Annotated in this window: 18 protein-coding genes and 1 pseudogene; 4 read left to right on the forward strand and 15 right to left on the reverse strand. The window is 51.7% G+C overall.

Annotation, left to right across the window (positions count from 1 at the left end; all coding sequences use genetic code 11):
* Positions 1 to 48 precede the first annotated feature (48 nt).
* The 4 genes and pseudogenes from LKE08_RS25650 to LKE08_RS25665 all read right to left on the reverse strand — a co-directional run bounded on the left by LKE08_RS25650 (position 49) and on the right by LKE08_RS25665 (position 2,649).
* Positions 49 to 324 carry a hypothetical protein gene (locus tag LKE08_RS25650; RefSeq protein ID WP_324707129.1) on the reverse strand — a complete coding sequence of 92 codons (276 nt, stop codon included), beginning with the start codon at positions 322 to 324 and terminating at the stop codon, positions 49 to 51.
* Positions 321 to 806 (reverse strand): hypothetical protein, encoded by a 486-nt coding sequence (locus tag LKE08_RS25655; protein ID WP_324707160.1) that lies wholly within the window; start codon positions 804 to 806, stop codon positions 321 to 323. Before LKE08_RS25655 ends, LKE08_RS25650 begins: the two co-directional genes overlap by 4 nt.
* A gap of 3 nt (positions 807 to 809) precedes the next feature.
* A pseudogene (locus LKE08_RS25660) lies at positions 810 to 983 on the reverse strand (DNA methyltransferase); the annotation flags it as partial.
* A 31-nt stretch (positions 984 to 1,014) separates the two neighbouring features.
* A complete protein-coding gene (locus LKE08_RS25665) occupies positions 1,015 to 2,649 on the reverse strand; it encodes a GspE/PulE family protein (RefSeq protein ID WP_324707130.1) in 1,635 nt (544 codons plus the stop codon).
* 282 nt (positions 2,650 to 2,931) lie between these two features.
* Between LKE08_RS25665 and LKE08_RS25670 the strand changes: the two genes are divergently transcribed.
* Entirely contained in the window at positions 2,932 to 4,644 is a 1,713-nt protein-coding gene (locus LKE08_RS25670) for a DUF3352 domain-containing protein (protein WP_324707131.1), read from the forward strand.
* 141 nt (positions 4,645 to 4,785) lie between these two features.
* On the opposite strand, the gene LKE08_RS25675 is transcribed toward LKE08_RS25670, so the two are convergent.
* From LKE08_RS25675 to LKE08_RS25705, 7 genes are all read right to left on the reverse strand, one after another.
* Positions 4,786 to 5,115 (reverse strand): hypothetical protein, encoded by a 330-nt coding sequence (locus tag LKE08_RS25675; RefSeq protein ID WP_324707132.1) that lies wholly within the window; start codon positions 5,113 to 5,115, stop codon positions 4,786 to 4,788.
* Positions 5,116 to 5,330: 215 nt separating this feature from the next.
* Entirely contained in the window at positions 5,331 to 5,771 is a 441-nt protein-coding gene (locus LKE08_RS25680) for a DUF29 family protein (RefSeq protein ID WP_324707133.1), read from the reverse strand.
* Between the two features lies 1 nt (position 5,772).
* Positions 5,773 to 6,201 (reverse strand): DUF29 family protein, encoded by a 429-nt coding sequence (locus LKE08_RS25685; RefSeq protein WP_324707134.1) that lies wholly within the window; start codon positions 6,199 to 6,201, stop codon positions 5,773 to 5,775.
* A gap of 159 nt (positions 6,202 to 6,360) precedes the next feature.
* A complete protein-coding gene (locus LKE08_RS25690; RefSeq protein WP_324707135.1) occupies positions 6,361 to 6,750 on the reverse strand; it encodes a hypothetical protein in 390 nt (129 codons plus the stop codon).
* 21 nt (positions 6,751 to 6,771) lie between these two features.
* Positions 6,772 to 7,125 carry a hypothetical protein gene (locus tag LKE08_RS25695; protein ID WP_324707136.1) on the reverse strand — a complete coding sequence of 118 codons (354 nt, stop codon included), beginning with the start codon at positions 7,123 to 7,125 and terminating at the stop codon, positions 6,772 to 6,774.
* A 19-nt stretch (positions 7,126 to 7,144) separates the two neighbouring features.
* The gene (locus tag LKE08_RS25700; RefSeq protein WP_324707137.1) at positions 7,145 to 7,711 is read right to left on the reverse strand and encodes an HNH endonuclease signature motif containing protein; all 567 of its coding nucleotides are present in this window, start codon (positions 7,709 to 7,711) and stop codon (positions 7,145 to 7,147) included.
* Between the two features lie 71 nt (positions 7,712 to 7,782).
* Complete coding sequence (locus tag LKE08_RS25705) at positions 7,783 to 8,028, reverse strand: hypothetical protein (RefSeq protein WP_324707138.1); 246 nt, start codon at positions 8,026 to 8,028, stop codon at positions 7,783 to 7,785.
* On the opposite strand from LKE08_RS25705, the gene clpS reads away from it, so the two are divergent.
* A complete protein-coding gene (gene clpS / locus LKE08_RS25710; RefSeq protein ID WP_324707139.1) occupies positions 8,027 to 8,320 on the forward strand; it encodes an ATP-dependent Clp protease adapter ClpS in 294 nt (97 codons plus the stop codon). The genes LKE08_RS25705 and clpS overlap by 2 nt on opposite strands.
* Here clpS and LKE08_RS25715 read toward each other — a convergent pair.
* The 4 genes from LKE08_RS25715 to LKE08_RS25730 form a co-directional block, all read right to left on the reverse strand.
* Positions 8,317 to 8,562, reverse strand: coding sequence for a DUF6737 family protein (locus tag LKE08_RS25715; protein WP_324707140.1), 246 nt, complete (start codon positions 8,560 to 8,562; stop codon positions 8,317 to 8,319). The two genes, clpS and LKE08_RS25715, sit on opposite strands and share 4 nt — an antisense overlap.
* On the reverse strand, positions 8,562 to 9,074 hold the full coding sequence (locus LKE08_RS25720; RefSeq protein ID WP_324707141.1) for a MogA/MoaB family molybdenum cofactor biosynthesis protein: 513 nt from the start codon (positions 9,072 to 9,074) through the stop codon (positions 8,562 to 8,564). The genes LKE08_RS25715 and LKE08_RS25720 overlap by 1 nt, the downstream gene beginning before the upstream one ends.
* A 29-nt stretch (positions 9,075 to 9,103) precedes the next feature.
* A complete protein-coding gene (locus LKE08_RS25725) occupies positions 9,104 to 10,741 on the reverse strand; it encodes an HD domain-containing phosphohydrolase (RefSeq protein ID WP_324707142.1) in 1,638 nt (545 codons plus the stop codon).
* A gap of 245 nt (positions 10,742 to 10,986) precedes the next feature.
* Positions 10,987 to 11,268 (reverse strand): 4a-hydroxytetrahydrobiopterin dehydratase, encoded by a 282-nt coding sequence (locus tag LKE08_RS25730; protein WP_324707143.1) that lies wholly within the window; start codon positions 11,266 to 11,268, stop codon positions 10,987 to 10,989.
* A 476-nt stretch (positions 11,269 to 11,744) separates the two neighbouring features.
* Between LKE08_RS25730 and LKE08_RS25735 the strand changes: the two genes are divergently transcribed.
* On the forward strand, positions 11,745 to 13,034 hold the full coding sequence (locus LKE08_RS25735) for a hypothetical protein (protein ID WP_324707144.1): 1,290 nt from the start codon (positions 11,745 to 11,747) through the stop codon (positions 13,032 to 13,034).
* A gap of 339 nt (positions 13,035 to 13,373) precedes the next feature.
* Complete coding sequence (locus tag LKE08_RS25740) at positions 13,374 to 13,544, forward strand: hypothetical protein (RefSeq protein WP_324707145.1); 171 nt, start codon at positions 13,374 to 13,376, stop codon at positions 13,542 to 13,544.
* The last annotated feature ends 37 nt before the right edge of the window (positions 13,545 to 13,581 follow it).

Here is a 13,581-nt window from a genome sequence, read left to right on the forward strand (position 1 = left end):
AGGGTGGGTTAGGCGCGGCCGTAATTTTTCGGAAAAACCCACAACTTTTCATCCGCGCCGTAACCCACCATTTCCTTCCCAACCGATTACCGTGTTATCAGAGGACACGGAGAAATTATGGGTCTTCATCAACATCTGTTCGAGAAATGGAGTTTTTCCAATATCGTGAACTTTGCCGATCGCATTTTCGAGAAGTTGACGATTTTTTGACGATACCGAGGACAGACTACCTGTCAAAACATCAAAGGCTTCTTTTCGGGCAACTGTCTCGATCTCTTTTTGATCAATTTTACTCTCATTCTTGAGATTGATCAAGTTGATCAAATCTTCTCGGATAATTTTTCCGAATTTATTTTTAAATTCTCTCTTTTGTCGCAAAACCTTGTCAAATAGATGGGTTTTGATGGCAATTTTTTCGATAATATCGGCATTGTAGAAAGGGACTCCCAGGACGTTGGATTGATGGCCGACAACCAAGATAACCCGAGCCTCATCTTTGCCGACTCTCGACAATTCCCTGAGAGTGCCTGCCATATCCAAACAGTATTGAATGACCGTGTAAAATCGGTTGCTTCTTGATTCAATTTATTTCTAATCTTTTTTAACTTCGGTTCCCAATCTTGAACCGGTTCGTCGATATCAAAAATTCTAAAGGGAAATTCACGGTCGATCGCACTTCTGATGGTTTTGACCAATTCCATTTTGTGAGGATCGTTCATCAACTCGTAGGTTTTGCTGAGAATCCACGCCGCCGGATTGATTTCAAAACCGTAGGCTTCAAATCCGCGACGACCGGCTTCTAACAAGACGGTTCCGCTGCCGACGAACGGATCGAGAATGACCGAGTTGGGCAAACAATATGCGTCCAATAGCGTTTCGATCAGTTGGGGCGAAAATTGACCCCGCCAAGCGAATAAGTTCGACCGATTCTTTTCGAGAATATCGAGTTTTTCTTTGGGAATGGGTTTGTCAAACGCTTTCAATTGCCGAACTTCCTTTATATATAGATAGATTTCAAAACCGCCGCACCAGGGAACTGCGGGGCAACACCCGCTGCACTTCCTCCACCGTCGTTACTCCCGATGTCACCTTCTCGACGGCGGCGACTCGGAAGGACAAAAAACCCGTCTCGTGTAGATAGCGATATAATTCCGCCAGGGTCCCCTCGTAGATGATTTGGCGGATGCGATCGTCCGTCGCCAGCAGTTCCACGATCGCTTCCCTTCCCGCAAATCCCGAATAAAAACAATTGGAACAGCCGCGACCTTTTCGCCAGTTTTCTGCCCTCGCATTTTCTAGTGTCAATCCCAACACTTCCAAATCGCGATCGCACGGTTGATAAGGCGCCCCGCAGTGGGGGCAAATGTGCCGCACCAACCGCTGTCCCACAATTCCCAACAGCGCATCGGCGATCAAACCCGGGTCTGGTCCGATATCTTTTAAACGGGGAATGGCACCGATCGCGTCGTTCGTGTGCAGCGTCGTCAACACCAAATGCCCCGTCAGCGCCGCCCTCACCGCCGTATCCGCCGTTTCGCGATCGCGGATTTCCCCCACCATAATAATGTCCGGATCTTGGCGCAAAATTGCCCGCAAACCCGCCGCAAACGTCATCCCGGCCCGTTCGTGAACCTGGGTTTGAGTGATTCCCGGCAACACATATTCCACCGGATCTTCCACCGTCACCACATTCACCTGGTCCGTCGCCACCTCCAGCAGGCTATTGTAAAGCGTACTGGTTTTCCCCGAACCCGTCGGGCCGGTGAAAATAATCATCCCCTGCGGCTGGACCAACCATCCCTTGTAAATATCCAGGGTTTTGGGCGAAAATCCCAGATCCCCCAACCCCGAAAACGGGTTCTCCTGGGGCAACAGTCGGATCACCACCTTTTCACCCCCCACGCAGGGCAACGTGCTTACCCGCATATCCAACCCGATCTCCAAATCCTTCCCGGCGGCGTAATTCTCCCCGATGCGGCCATCCTGGGGGCGGCGACTTTCGGCGATATCCATATTCGACATCACCTTTATCGCCACCACCACCCGGCGCCCGATGTCGGGGTCGATACTTGTGATATTCCGCAGCATCCCGTCGATGCGGTAACGCACCCGCAAGCCGTCCAGCATCGGTTCCAAATGGATGTCGCTGGCGCGGTTTCGCAGGGCCCCGGAAATCAGGGTTTTGATCCGCCCCAGTTGGTCCGCGGCTTTGGACAGGTACAATTCCGTGGTGCGGCTGACGTCCTCCTGTTCGACTTCCCCGGTGAGGGGATTGACGAGGGGGGTGGCGCTGATCTGGTTGGGGTCGGCGTTTTGGGTGTGATACCAGGCGCGGTAGCTGTTATCGTCGATCGCGATAATTTTAATATCCGAAAAGGTGCGCTCGCTCATCTGGCGGATGATTTCCATCTCCACCGAAACCGGCGACCCCAGATAGTAACAATTTCGCCACAGCAGCAGGGGAATCACCGGAGGGAGGAGGCTGCGATCGGGAAATTCCCGGAAAAAGCGAAAACTGACGTCGCGATCGAGCAATTTCAGGTTGACGATGCCATCGGAGTCCACCAACAACTCCAAAGCGCGATCGCAGCCAATGGCGCCACTGCGTAACTGTTGCCAAGCCGACGAGACGGACGGGGTTGCTGTCATTGAACGCTGGGGGGTGAGAACCTTTCTTATTCTAGGGGGTGGGGAGAATAAGGGTGTAGGGTGTAGGGTGTAGGGTGTAGGGAGAATTGATAATTGATAATTTATTGCCCTCCTCCGCTTCCTCCGCCCCCTCCGCTTCCTCCGTCCCCTCCGCCCCCCTGCCTCCTCCGCCGCTTGCTAGTCAGAACCGCCAAACACCTCCATAATGTTCTATGGGCTGTTCGGACTTCCGGTTTCACCGGTCCCGAACCGTTGACCTGCGATTGCTTATCCGTTCCAATCATGAAGCTGCGATCATTTTTCATTCTTCTCGGCGTCGGTAGTGCCGCCCTGCTGCTGGTGGGGCTCGGTTTCTTCTTCACGCTGTTGGGCGAAAGTCCCGTGTCCCTGCTGGGGGCCCAGGCCAAAACCGTCCCGGCGGCGACCGTATTCGTGCCGAAAAATGCCCCTTTCACCGCCTCCCTGCTGGTGAATCCCGATCGCCTGGAAGCCTTCAGACAGGTGTCGGCGAAACCCTCGGAACGGAGGCGATCGCACGCCGAATTCAAGCAATTTCGGGATGTCCTGGTCGGAAATACGGAGTTGAACTACCGCCGGGACATCAAACCCTGGCTGGGACGGGAAATCACCCTGTCCCTGATGGCCCCGGACATCGATCGCGACGCCAGCAACAGCCGCCAACCGGGATATCTCCTCGCCCTCACCTCGGAAAATCCCCGCCAGAGTCGGGAATTCCTGGATTTATTTTGGCAGCGGCAGGCGGTGTCCGGTGTCTCGGTGGTGTCGGAACCTTACCGGGGGGTGACGATTACCTACCGCCAATCCGAGTCCCCGGAATTGACGGATCTCGCCCCCACCCTGGCGACGGCGGTATTGGGCGATCGCTTCGTCCTGTTCGCCAACTATCCGAAGGTGTTGCGGGAGGCGATCAATAATTTCCAGGTATCGACATTAAATTTAGCGAACTCACAAGCCTATAAACGGGCGATCGCGGCTTTGGACTCCAGCCAGATCGGACTGGTATATTTGAACTTGGGAAATTGGCGCCTCACCCCCGACGAAATCGACGCCCTCCCCATCCAACCCAGTTTGGCTTTGGGACTCGCCCTCCACCCCCAAGGGTTGCTGGCGGACACGGCAACCATCGCCACCGCCGGACGGGAAGTCCAACCGCCGCTGCTGTCCGCACCGATTCCCGCTTTGGACTATATCACCGCCGAGAGTCCCCTCGTCATCGCGGGGACGGACCTGCGGAATTTGTGGGACGAAACCTCGACGACGCTATCGGGTAATGAGACGCTGCGGGGGGTATTGACGCGATCGCTCGATTTGCTGCAAAAAAGCTGGGGGGTCGATCTTCCCAATGATATTTTCAGTTGGGTGACGGAGGAATACGCCCTCGCCCTCGTCCCCCGCCCCGTTGCCGTCCCGTCCGGGAAGGACAAACCCACGGATTGGGTGTTCGTGGCGAAGCGGACGCCGGAGGCGGAAACCGCGATTCAACAATTGGATGCGATCGCCGCCGATCGCGGCTACAGTGTCGGCAGTTTCGTCCTGAATGATGACACGCTCTCGGCCTGGACGCAACTGAAAAGCATCCCAATTCCGAATCAGAATAGTAAGAATCAAAAAATCGCCAAAAAGCGGATGATCGAGGCGGAACCCCGGGGCGTTCATGCCACCGTGGGCGATTACGAGATTTTTGCCACTTCCGTCGAGGCGATCGACTCGGCGATCCACGCCGTCGAAACCGGGACGATTTTTAGCAATCCCGAATTTCAAAATAGTCTCGAATCTTTACCCCGGGAAAACGACGGCTATTTTTACATCGATTGGGATGTCAGCGAACCGATTATTCGCAAAAAAATCCCCCTGCTGCGGCTGCTGGAACTGTCCGGGAAACCCTTTTTCGACCATTTGCGATCGCTCACCGTCACCGCCACCGGACGGGAAAATGGCGTGCAGCGGGCGAAGGTATTCGCCCACCTCAACTAGCGATTCATCTGCTATAAATTAAGTCCCCCTTGTTAAGGGGGATAATGGGGGATCGAACCCTATCGCAAAAAATCGTCAACCGCTATAAGTCCCCCTTGTTAAGGGGGATAATGGGGGATCGAACCCTATCGCAAAAAATCGTCAAAAATTGGCTTTTATCGAATTAATTAATCGTTCCCGTTCGTCGGAGTTGTAACCGACTACGATAAAAAAGACCATTTCCTTGTCCGGGATGCAGCGAATGGATGCGGTGTACTCCCCGCGATCGCCGAAAACACTTTGCTGTACGATGTCAAAATTATCGGAAAACCCCGTATCTCTCAGGGCAATTTCTGCCCTCTCCAAACAGGGTCTTTCCGCCAACAATGTTTCTTGCCATGACGTGATAATTGCGGGCGGAATTGCGTAGGCTGGATTGACGTAAAGCAATAACAATAACGGCGATAAAATGATAGCAAGTCGTTTGAACATGATCGGATCACTCACTAATTTCAGTGGTACGGCTTATCCGCGATCGCACCATCGAACTGATATTTATTATCAGATCTCTGACGGTCGTCCGGCGATCGCCTTTCATTCAATTCATACCCCCCGCCATCATCCCATCCCGGACAATTGACAATCCGAGGACGGAAACCGCCTCTCACCCGTCCGCCGATTCGAGGGGCCGACGCGAAAAGGATGGTCTACCGGGACGATCTGTTTTCTGCTAAAATCAACGCGATCGCCCGATTTAAAAGAGTTTCGCGATCGACCAAATCTTCCAATTCTCGCGGTTCATACCGTCCCTCCCGGACTTCCAAGGAGGCTTTGTTGATGGCTTTTTGATAAGCTGATTCTAAAACTTCGTAGAGTTCCGCTTCGGACAAATAAAATCCTTTCGATTTGGGTCGTTTATTTTCGTCCTGGATATCCAAAATGGAGTTGCGGATCGAAACGTCCCAAGAACGGGTCGTCCTCTGTTCGGCTTGTTGTTTGATCAAATGCAACAGCAAAATAACCGCATAACTGCGAATCGTCCTAATAATTTCTTTTCGACCCATTTCTTCCAATTCTTCGACAATAACCAGAGAATTCGGAATATCTCCTCTGAGCAATAATTGTTTGAGTTCCAGCAATTCTTCCATATTATCTATCCTCCCAAATTAACGCGATCGCCCGATTTAAAATAGTGTCGCGATCGGCTAAATCCTCCAATTCTCGCGGTTCATACCGTCCCTCTTCCACTTCCAAAGATGCCGCATCGATCGCATCTGGATAGGCACTCAGTAACACCTCCCACAACTCATCCCGGCGGAGATAATATCCCCCCGACTTGCGGCGTTTGTTGGTTCTCTCAATTTGCCGGATACAATTCCGAATCGACACATCCCAAGAGCGAGTCGTCCGATTTTCGACTGCTTGTTTGATTAAATGCAATAATAAAATAATGGCATAGCTGGTAATTTTATTGATTTTATCATCGCGGCTCATTTCTTCCAGTTCTTCAACAATAGCGAGGGAACCCGCAATGTCTCCTTTCAACAAAAGTCGTTTGAGTTCGAGCAGTTCTTCCATATTGATTGATTTTAAAAAAGTGTGCTCGCTACAACAATAAATCAATCGAGAGATTTGAGTTGATTCAAAGTTAGAATATCGAACGTCAAATACTTACAATGGCAAAGCTTGCAGGCGAAAATCAACCTGCAAGCCATTGAAAAAACCGCATAACAGCATTTATTTGGCTATCATTTGGCGTGCTTTTCTCAACAATTCATCTGTTTGTTGATTGATTTGCTTTTCTTTTTCAAATAATTCCTCATTGCGTTTGTACAAAAAATCCAATCTTTGCTCAGGTGTTAATTTTTTGAGAAAATCAACCTCAATGACATTATATTTTTCATGCAACCAATCCAATACTCTTTCTAATTTTTCCCGGCTTGTATCTTTAACTCGAGGATTGTTCAATTTCTTTTGTATGGAATTTTTAACATCAGAAATAGAATAGATATTGTATGAACCTTCCTTTTCTGAAGGCAATCCCCTGACAGTCTCTTTGACCAAGTAATCTGTCAATCCCAAAGACCTTAAATGCAACTTAGTGATCTTTTTGTTTTCAGTATTCATGACGTTTTCACTCTGTTTTTTTTATTGATTGATTTTTTTGCCGACATCTTTGAGCAGTTCTGCAATACGGTTGGCTTGTTCACTAATTGTTTGTCTCAAATTGGGAATCAGTTCATTTTGATAGAAATTTTTCTGATCAGTTAGATCGTTAACCAAAGATTCGATTGTTGATTTTTGCTGCTTGTCAACCCTTTTCATCGCTCCAATTTGATAATTACGCTTCTTCAATTCTGGACCCGCATAATGAAGGCAGCAAGCCATTACATCCTCTTCTGTTTCGACATCTCCATAATCTTCTACAGCCCTTTTGACATCAGCTTGACTCCAGCCAATTCGTTGGGAAACTTGTTTGATTAATTCTTGTTTACTTGTCATAACTAAATCCTCTAGTGCCTCAATCAAAATCAACAATTTTAGTTCCAATTTTACGATTGCAGTTGGGGTGTAGCAATTTGAAGTTTTCGGGCTTGTTAGCTTCTTTACCACCCTCCTTCAAGGAAAGTATATGATGGACTTCAGAATCAGCTAATCTGAGCGACTCACCACAATAAGCACACTTCCCATCTTGATACTCAAATTGCTTGTTTTTCCAAGCCTTTCCTTCAGAAGATTTGAGCCATTTATTAAATTCTTTCCTCGGATCTATCATGGCTTTTGCTTTAGCCAGAAGCTTTTCAGTTTCATGACGCATTTTTTCTTCTTTTTCAAGAAGAACATACATTTCGCTATACAGTCGGTTGAGCTTGTCTGATGAACTTTCGGTCATGCTGACTGCCTCATCTGTCTTAAAAGGCTTAACAGAGGCACATCTAATAGTTGGGAAGCGAATGAAATTACTGCATCTCAAGAAAACCCCCAATTGATCCGGGCGAGAGGGCTTGAGATTGAGGTGCATCACCCCAAATCCTTGAAAAACTATTTGCGCCTTACATGATTTAATCCTATCATGGAGAATTGGCATCGTCAACGGCTGGCCTGGGAAAGTATTCAAGCTGATGCTTGATAGCGATATCGCCTATCAGAATGACATTTCTAAAAGTGATAACAATTGTTATATAGTCCGTTAACCGATGATTGATCGTTGCCAATTCTCCTCTGGAGGAAACCGAGAAGGGAGAACTTGTCGCCGACAATCAAAAGCAGCCGCACGGCAACAGAGAAAAATTCTTCGCCAAAATCGAGAGAATTGGTATAATGGGGGGCGATCGACTTCAATACTCGGATCGGTTCGCCGCTCCGGTACTTTAGCAAGTCACACATCCCATAGAGTTGAGCCATGACTGCCTCGCCTACCACGGCTCCAAGTCGTTCCAGCCAAACCGTCCGCAAGCCTTATCCCAACTATAAGGTGATCGTCCTCAACGACGATTTTAATACCTTTGAGCACGTCGCCAACTGCCTGATGAAGTACATTCCGGGGATGACGAGCGATCGCGCCTGGAAACTCACCAACCGAGTCCACTACGAAGGTCAGGCGACGGTTTGGGTCGGCCCCCAGGAACAGGCGGAACTGTACCACACCCAACTCAGCCGCGAAGGCTTGACAATGGCACCCCTCGAACAAGCCTAGCGATCGCCTTCCACCTCGGACTGCATCGCCGATCGCATCAACCCCGGCCAAATTAACAGAAAAAACCCCATCCACGTCAAAACGGGAACGGCGACGGTCGCCGAGAGCCAAATGCGGTGAAACAGCAGCCAACTCCCCCCCATCAAGCTGACTCCCGTCAGCAAAATCGACCAAGGCTGACACCACCAAGGTTTGTAATCCCAGGGATTGTAAGTCGGGGACGGCTTCGGATTCTCGTTCATTATTTATCCCCCCGAATTTGCTTCACCAAATGCACCAACTCCGGCAAAATCAACTTTTCCATCGCCAGTTTAACAGCTCCCCGGGAACCCGGAACGGAAAAAATTAGAGTCCCCCGACACACCCCCGCCACCGCACGGGAAGCGATCGCGCGGGAACCGATTTCAGAGTAACTCAAAAACCGGAACAGTTCCCCAAATCCCGGCAACGTTTTTTCCAGCAACCCCTCGATCGCATCATAGGTGGTATCTCGCGGCGCAATTCCCGTCCCCCCGTTGGCGATCGCGACATCAATTCCACCGTCCCCGCACAATTTCTCCATCGCCGCGCAGATCCGATCCGGTTCATCTTTGAGAATCAAATACTCCCGAATGTCGTGGCCGCTTTCGCTCAACATCCGCCGAATCAACTGACCGCTGGTATCCGTTTCTTCCGTGCGCGTGTCGCTGAGAGTCACCACCGCACACTGCACGGCAAAATCGGCGCGATCGGAGTGAGGAATCAATTGACTCATTATCTATCAACTTATTAATTATCAATTGTTTACGCCAACTCCATCACCACATCCAGCGAATGGTTCAAGGCCTGGTAAACTTGGCGCTGTTCAAAGACGCTCAAAAGCTCCGCGTTGAGCTTATTTCCGGCGGCTTCTTGGCGGAGAATTTTCAGCGCCGTCACGGTGGGGAAGCCGTGTTTGTAGGGCCGATCGCCGGCCGTGAGCGCGTCGTAAATATCCGCGATCGCCATCATCTGCGCCTGGATCGAAATTTCCTCTTTTTTCAACCCCTGCGGATAACCCGTCCCGTCCAATTTTTCGTGATGTCCGTAGCTGATATCGGGGACGTTTTGCAGCGCTTTCGTCCAGGGAATTTGCTTCAAAAATTCGTAGGTGTGGGTGACGTGGGATTCGATGATCCGCCGTTCCTCCGCCGTCAAATTTCCCTGACTCACCAGCAGTTGTTCGACCTCCTGCGGTGTCACCAGCGGCTTAATTTTTCCGTCCACATCCCGATAGGTCATCTCCGAAAGTTGCCGGAGTTTGTCCAGGGGAGGCATCGCCAAAACCTGCGGTTCGTTCGCTTGTTGGATCAGATTCCAAGACTCATTCAACCGTGCGATCGCCCGATCCAAATTGGTGTCGAGTTCTTCGAGGCGCTGGCAGTGGGGACATTCAGCCGGATTTTGTAGGTGAAGGTTGCCGTTGTCGAGGAGGAGTTGATATTTCGTCTCCACGCATTCCATCTCCAAACTTCGGCGCGCGATCGCGAACCGCTGGCGGACGATTTCCAACTCCCGGGGATAGAGTTTTTTGGACTTCGTTAAAATCGCTTCCGGGACTCCGACTTTGCCGAAATCGTGCAGCAGTGCGGCGTAGCGCAATTCTTGCAGTTGGCGATCGCTAAATTCGACCGAAGCGAGGCTTCCCTGGGTAATCGTATTAATTTCTTCCCCCAGCCGCACCGTCAGCGTCGCCACCCGTTCCGAATGTCCGAACGTGCAGGGATCTCGCGCTTCGATCACCTGCACGGACGCTTTGACAAACCCTTCAAACAGGAACTCGATACTCTCCTGTAATTGGCTGCGTTCGATGGAGATGGCGGCTTGGGAAGCGAGCGATCGCAAAATCCGTTCCTCCCAACTCGAATAGGGTTGGGTTTCCGCCATCGCATTGTCCGGCGTCAGAACCCGGTCCGGATGCTTTTTGCGGTTGATCAGTTGCAGCACCCCGATGGTTTCCCTCTCCCGATTTTGCATGGGGAGCACGAGGACGGAACGGGTCCGGTAACTGATATTATCGTCGAAGCTGCGATCGAGGCGGTAGGGTTCGGTTTGTGGTAAATTATACGCATCCTCAATATTGAGGTTTTTCCCAGTCAGCGCCACATATCCCGCCAGACTCTTATCCGTCAGCGGAATGGCAAACTCGCGGAACGACAAATTCGGCAGGGACGCATTCTGAGCCACCTTGAACAGCAACTTGGAGTGGTTGTCGCTGTGATCGACGAGATAGACGCTTCCCGCGTCGCTACAGGTGATTTCCCGGCTCTTGCTGAGGATGAGATTTAACAGTTTGGCGAGATCCCGAGTGCCCGACAGTGCCGCCCCGATATCCAGCAATTTTTCGATCAGCTCCGCCTGTTCGGCTAATTCCTGTGACACCCTGAGATTCTCAAAAATCATAATTCGACATCAGAACGCAGAACCAGTTGACCGCCGCCAGCTTGTTTGGAATTTTAACTCATTTGGGAACGGTCTTGCCAGAATCGCGTCAGATGCCAATTTCCGGGGGAATTGGTCATCAACCCGCAGTCATCTGAGAGAATCTCAAATTCGGGTCCAAGGCTTGCACCCCTACAATCTCAAATTTCCGACACCTCACCCGTCCGCCTCTCACCGACAGAAGGTTTCCGAGGCGGAAAGGTGATTTAACTCAAGCTGGAAATTTCCTTAGCCATCGCAAAATCTTTTTCCGTCAATCCCCCGGAATCGTGGGTGGTGAGGGTAATCGTCACCTTATTGTAAGAAATCGCCAGGTCGGGGTGGTGTGCCGCCGACTCTGCGGGTTCAACCAGTTTGTTGACGAAATCCACCGCCTCGACAAAGCCGCCGAAGGTTTTCACGCACTTGAGCTCCTTGCCTTCCACGGACCAGTCCGGAACCTGGGTGGCCATTTCCTGGATTTTGGCGTCGCTGAGTAATTCGGCCATCTTGAAAAAAGTCTCCAAATGCTACAGTTGCGGTCTGGGTTCTCCCCAAAAAACTATCCGCCCTCACCCGGAATGATGCGTTCGGCGATCGCCTCGGCATGAATGGGGTAAGAGCGGTCTAGCGGGTCTCCGATGTTGGAACCTGACTGCCGGAAGGATCTCTCCAATCCAGCCAGACCATATTAATATGGGCGTTTCGACTCCCGAATCGGGAATCTAGGCCAGATTTAGAGGCCAGCCCCGGCGCACAGCCGGCGTTCTCCAACTCGGTGACCCATGCGTTTACTACTATCGCTCATGGGCATCACCTCCTTTCTCCCTCAACGGTTTTGGTTTTGGAGTTAACGAAAACTAGAATAACACAAAATTTCAGATGTGCAATCCCCGGCGATCGCTTTTTTTTGTCCCGGGGGACGGTCGGCCGGCACAAAGGCAGGCGGTGTACAGCATCACGGTGAAGCGTTCACTTTGCACTCATGTCCAAGACGTTGACCGTCGAACTCTCGGATCACCTTTACGACCGACTGAACCTCTACCTCCAAACCCGCGGCTACTCCCGAGAGGAATGGGTCCGGGAAGCGATCGAAGGCTGGGTAGCCGTTTTAAATCGGCAGCGGCGATCGCACCCTCGAATCGATCACTCATCCGACATCGCCCCCCAATGCCCCTGTGGAGGGTTGATAATGCCGAAAATTCAAGCCGTCGATGCCGAAGGAAACCCCGTCCTGTGGCACGACGATCAGCCGGTCGAATATTACCTCGTCAATTTCGACAAGGAGGGCGTCGAAGAAGACCCCGATTCGGGAAGCCGGGAATTGGTGCAGGCGCTGGCATCGGAACGGCCCACCGATGTCTTCATCTTCTGCCACGGTTGGAAGACCGACATCGAACGCGCCCAGGTTCAGTACGGCAAGTGGCTCAAGGCGATCGCGGGTCGGATGGAGGCGGACTGGTCTCAACTGGATGCCGCACGCGACGGACAGTTTCGACCCCTGTTCGTCGGGTTGGTGTGGCCCAGCCTGGTCGGGGGCGATTACGATTGGGAAGGGGAATTGTCCGACACTTCTCGTTCCCCCGCCGTTGGGTCGGACGGTTCCGCCGATTCCGACGAACAGCAAGCGATCGAAAAGATTATTTGGCAGGCGAATCGTTATTCCGAACAGTTAAACAATGTTTCCAGGTTAAAGTCAGAATTCCCGAAAAGTTTGCCCCAAGAAATGCGAAAACTTGATCGGGAACTCAACTTACTGTACGGGTTGAAATACGAAGGAGTTGGCGCAAAACCGGGCGACGATCGCGAAGGTTTTGATTACAAAACCAGTTATATCAACAGACGCAAACAATTGATAAAAGACGGTCGGACGGACGAGGATTCGGTCCGGGACGCGCTGCTCGAACCGCTTCGGGTGCTTTCTTTTTGGAAGATGAAAAAACGGGCGTGTAGGGTCGGCGAAAGCGGCGGTTTCCAACTGCTTCAACAGCTACAGCAGGCCGCACCGCCGGCGCGGTTCCACCTCATGGGGCACAGCTTCGGGTGCATCGTCGTCTCCGCCATGCTGACCGGTCACAATGGGGGCGGTCACTTGTCGCGCCCCGTCGATTCGCTGGTATTGTTGCAGGGGGCGCTGTCCTGCTATTCCTACTGTGGGGAAATCGCCTTTACTCGGCCGAAAATGCCCGGGTACTTTTATCCGATCGTCAAAGATTCTCGTGAGGGCGGACAACGGTTGAGATTCGTTGGCCGGCCGATCCCAACTTACCTGTGAGTCCAAACCACCTCGATCGCCCCCGAGAACCGGCGGACTTGGAATCCGACTGATATCAAGTCCGTTTGAATACTGACACTTAACGTCGAGAAAAGGCAATCGGCAACAGGCAAGCGGCAAAAGTTTGAAGCCGCTTCAGAAGATGGCACCCAGGAATCATAACTGTTTGAGCGGACATGATCTGAGGCGATCGGGGCGCTTCGCGGATCGCAGGTCGATCGCAATTGCACTCGATGGCGATCGCGCGTTCACCTTTTGACGTCGGTCCGGCGGATGCCGTCCGGGGAATGGGGAAGCCCACCCCCCCGCCGTTGTTCTGGGGGAAAGTGATGGGGGATAATGGAAACGACCGAGAGCCGATTTGATGACGGGGACCGTATTTCGTCCACCCCCACCTCCGGTGCACAGAGAAGTGCGATCGCCAGCACGGGGAAATGGGGCCGGTTCGGGAGTTCCGGTTGCCCGGGCCGGGGTACAAAACCCGCGTCGCGATCGCGGCGGGAGGAGTGATCCGGTATCCCGAATCCCCATCCATTCAACCGCCGAG

The organism is Lyngbya sp. CCY1209 (genome assembly GCF_035615495.1).
Taxonomy (GTDB): Bacteria; Cyanobacteriota; Cyanobacteriia; order Cyanobacteriales; family Microcoleaceae; genus Limnospira.

Excerpts from the sequence above, each read along its gene's own strand:
- LKE08_RS25665 (WP_324707130.1), bottom strand. The coding sequence starts at position 2,649 with ATGACAGCAACCCCGTCCGTCTCGTCGGCTTGGCAACAGTTACGCAGT.
- LKE08_RS25740 (WP_324707145.1), top strand. The coding sequence starts at position 13,374 with ATGGAAACGACCGAGAGCCGATTTGATGACGGGGACCGTATTTCGTCC.
- LKE08_RS25670 (WP_324707131.1), top strand. The coding sequence starts at position 2,932 with ATGAAGCTGCGATCATTTTTCATTCTTCTCGGCGTCGGTAGTGCCGCC.
- clpS (WP_324707139.1), top strand. The coding sequence starts at position 8,027 with ATGACTGCCTCGCCTACCACGGCTCCAAGTCGTTCCAGCCAAACCGTC.
- LKE08_RS25690 (WP_324707135.1), bottom strand. The coding sequence starts at position 6,750 with ATGAATACTGAAAACAAAAAGATCACTAAGTTGCATTTAAGGTCTTTG.
- LKE08_RS25695 (WP_324707136.1), bottom strand. The coding sequence starts at position 7,125 with ATGACAAGTAAACAAGAATTAATCAAACAAGTTTCCCAACGAATTGGC.
- LKE08_RS25735 (WP_324707144.1), top strand. The coding sequence starts at position 11,745 with ATGTCCAAGACGTTGACCGTCGAACTCTCGGATCACCTTTACGACCGA.
- LKE08_RS25680 (WP_324707133.1), bottom strand. The coding sequence starts at position 5,771 with ATGGAAGAATTGCTGGAACTCAAACAATTATTGCTCAGAGGAGATATT.
- LKE08_RS25720 (WP_324707141.1), bottom strand. The coding sequence starts at position 9,074 with ATGAGTCAATTGATTCCTCACTCCGATCGCGCCGATTTTGCCGTGCAG.
- LKE08_RS25730 (WP_324707143.1), bottom strand. The coding sequence starts at position 11,268 with ATGGCCGAATTACTCAGCGACGCCAAAATCCAGGAAATGGCCACCCAG.
- LKE08_RS25725 (WP_324707142.1), bottom strand. The coding sequence starts at position 10,741 with ATGATTTTTGAGAATCTCAGGGTGTCACAGGAATTAGCCGAACAGGCG.
- LKE08_RS25700 (WP_324707137.1), bottom strand. The coding sequence starts at position 7,711 with ATGCCAATTCTCCATGATAGGATTAAATCATGTAAGGCGCAAATAGTT.
- LKE08_RS25715 (WP_324707140.1), bottom strand. The coding sequence starts at position 8,562 with ATGAACGAGAATCCGAAGCCGTCCCCGACTTACAATCCCTGGGATTAC.
- LKE08_RS25705 (WP_324707138.1), bottom strand. The coding sequence starts at position 8,028 with ATGGCTCAACTCTATGGGATGTGTGACTTGCTAAAGTACCGGAGCGGC.
- LKE08_RS25685 (WP_324707134.1), bottom strand. The coding sequence starts at position 6,201 with ATGGAAGAACTGCTCGAACTCAAACGACTTTTGTTGAAAGGAGACATT.
- LKE08_RS25675 (WP_324707132.1), bottom strand. The coding sequence starts at position 5,115 with ATGTTCAAACGACTTGCTATCATTTTATCGCCGTTATTGTTATTGCTT.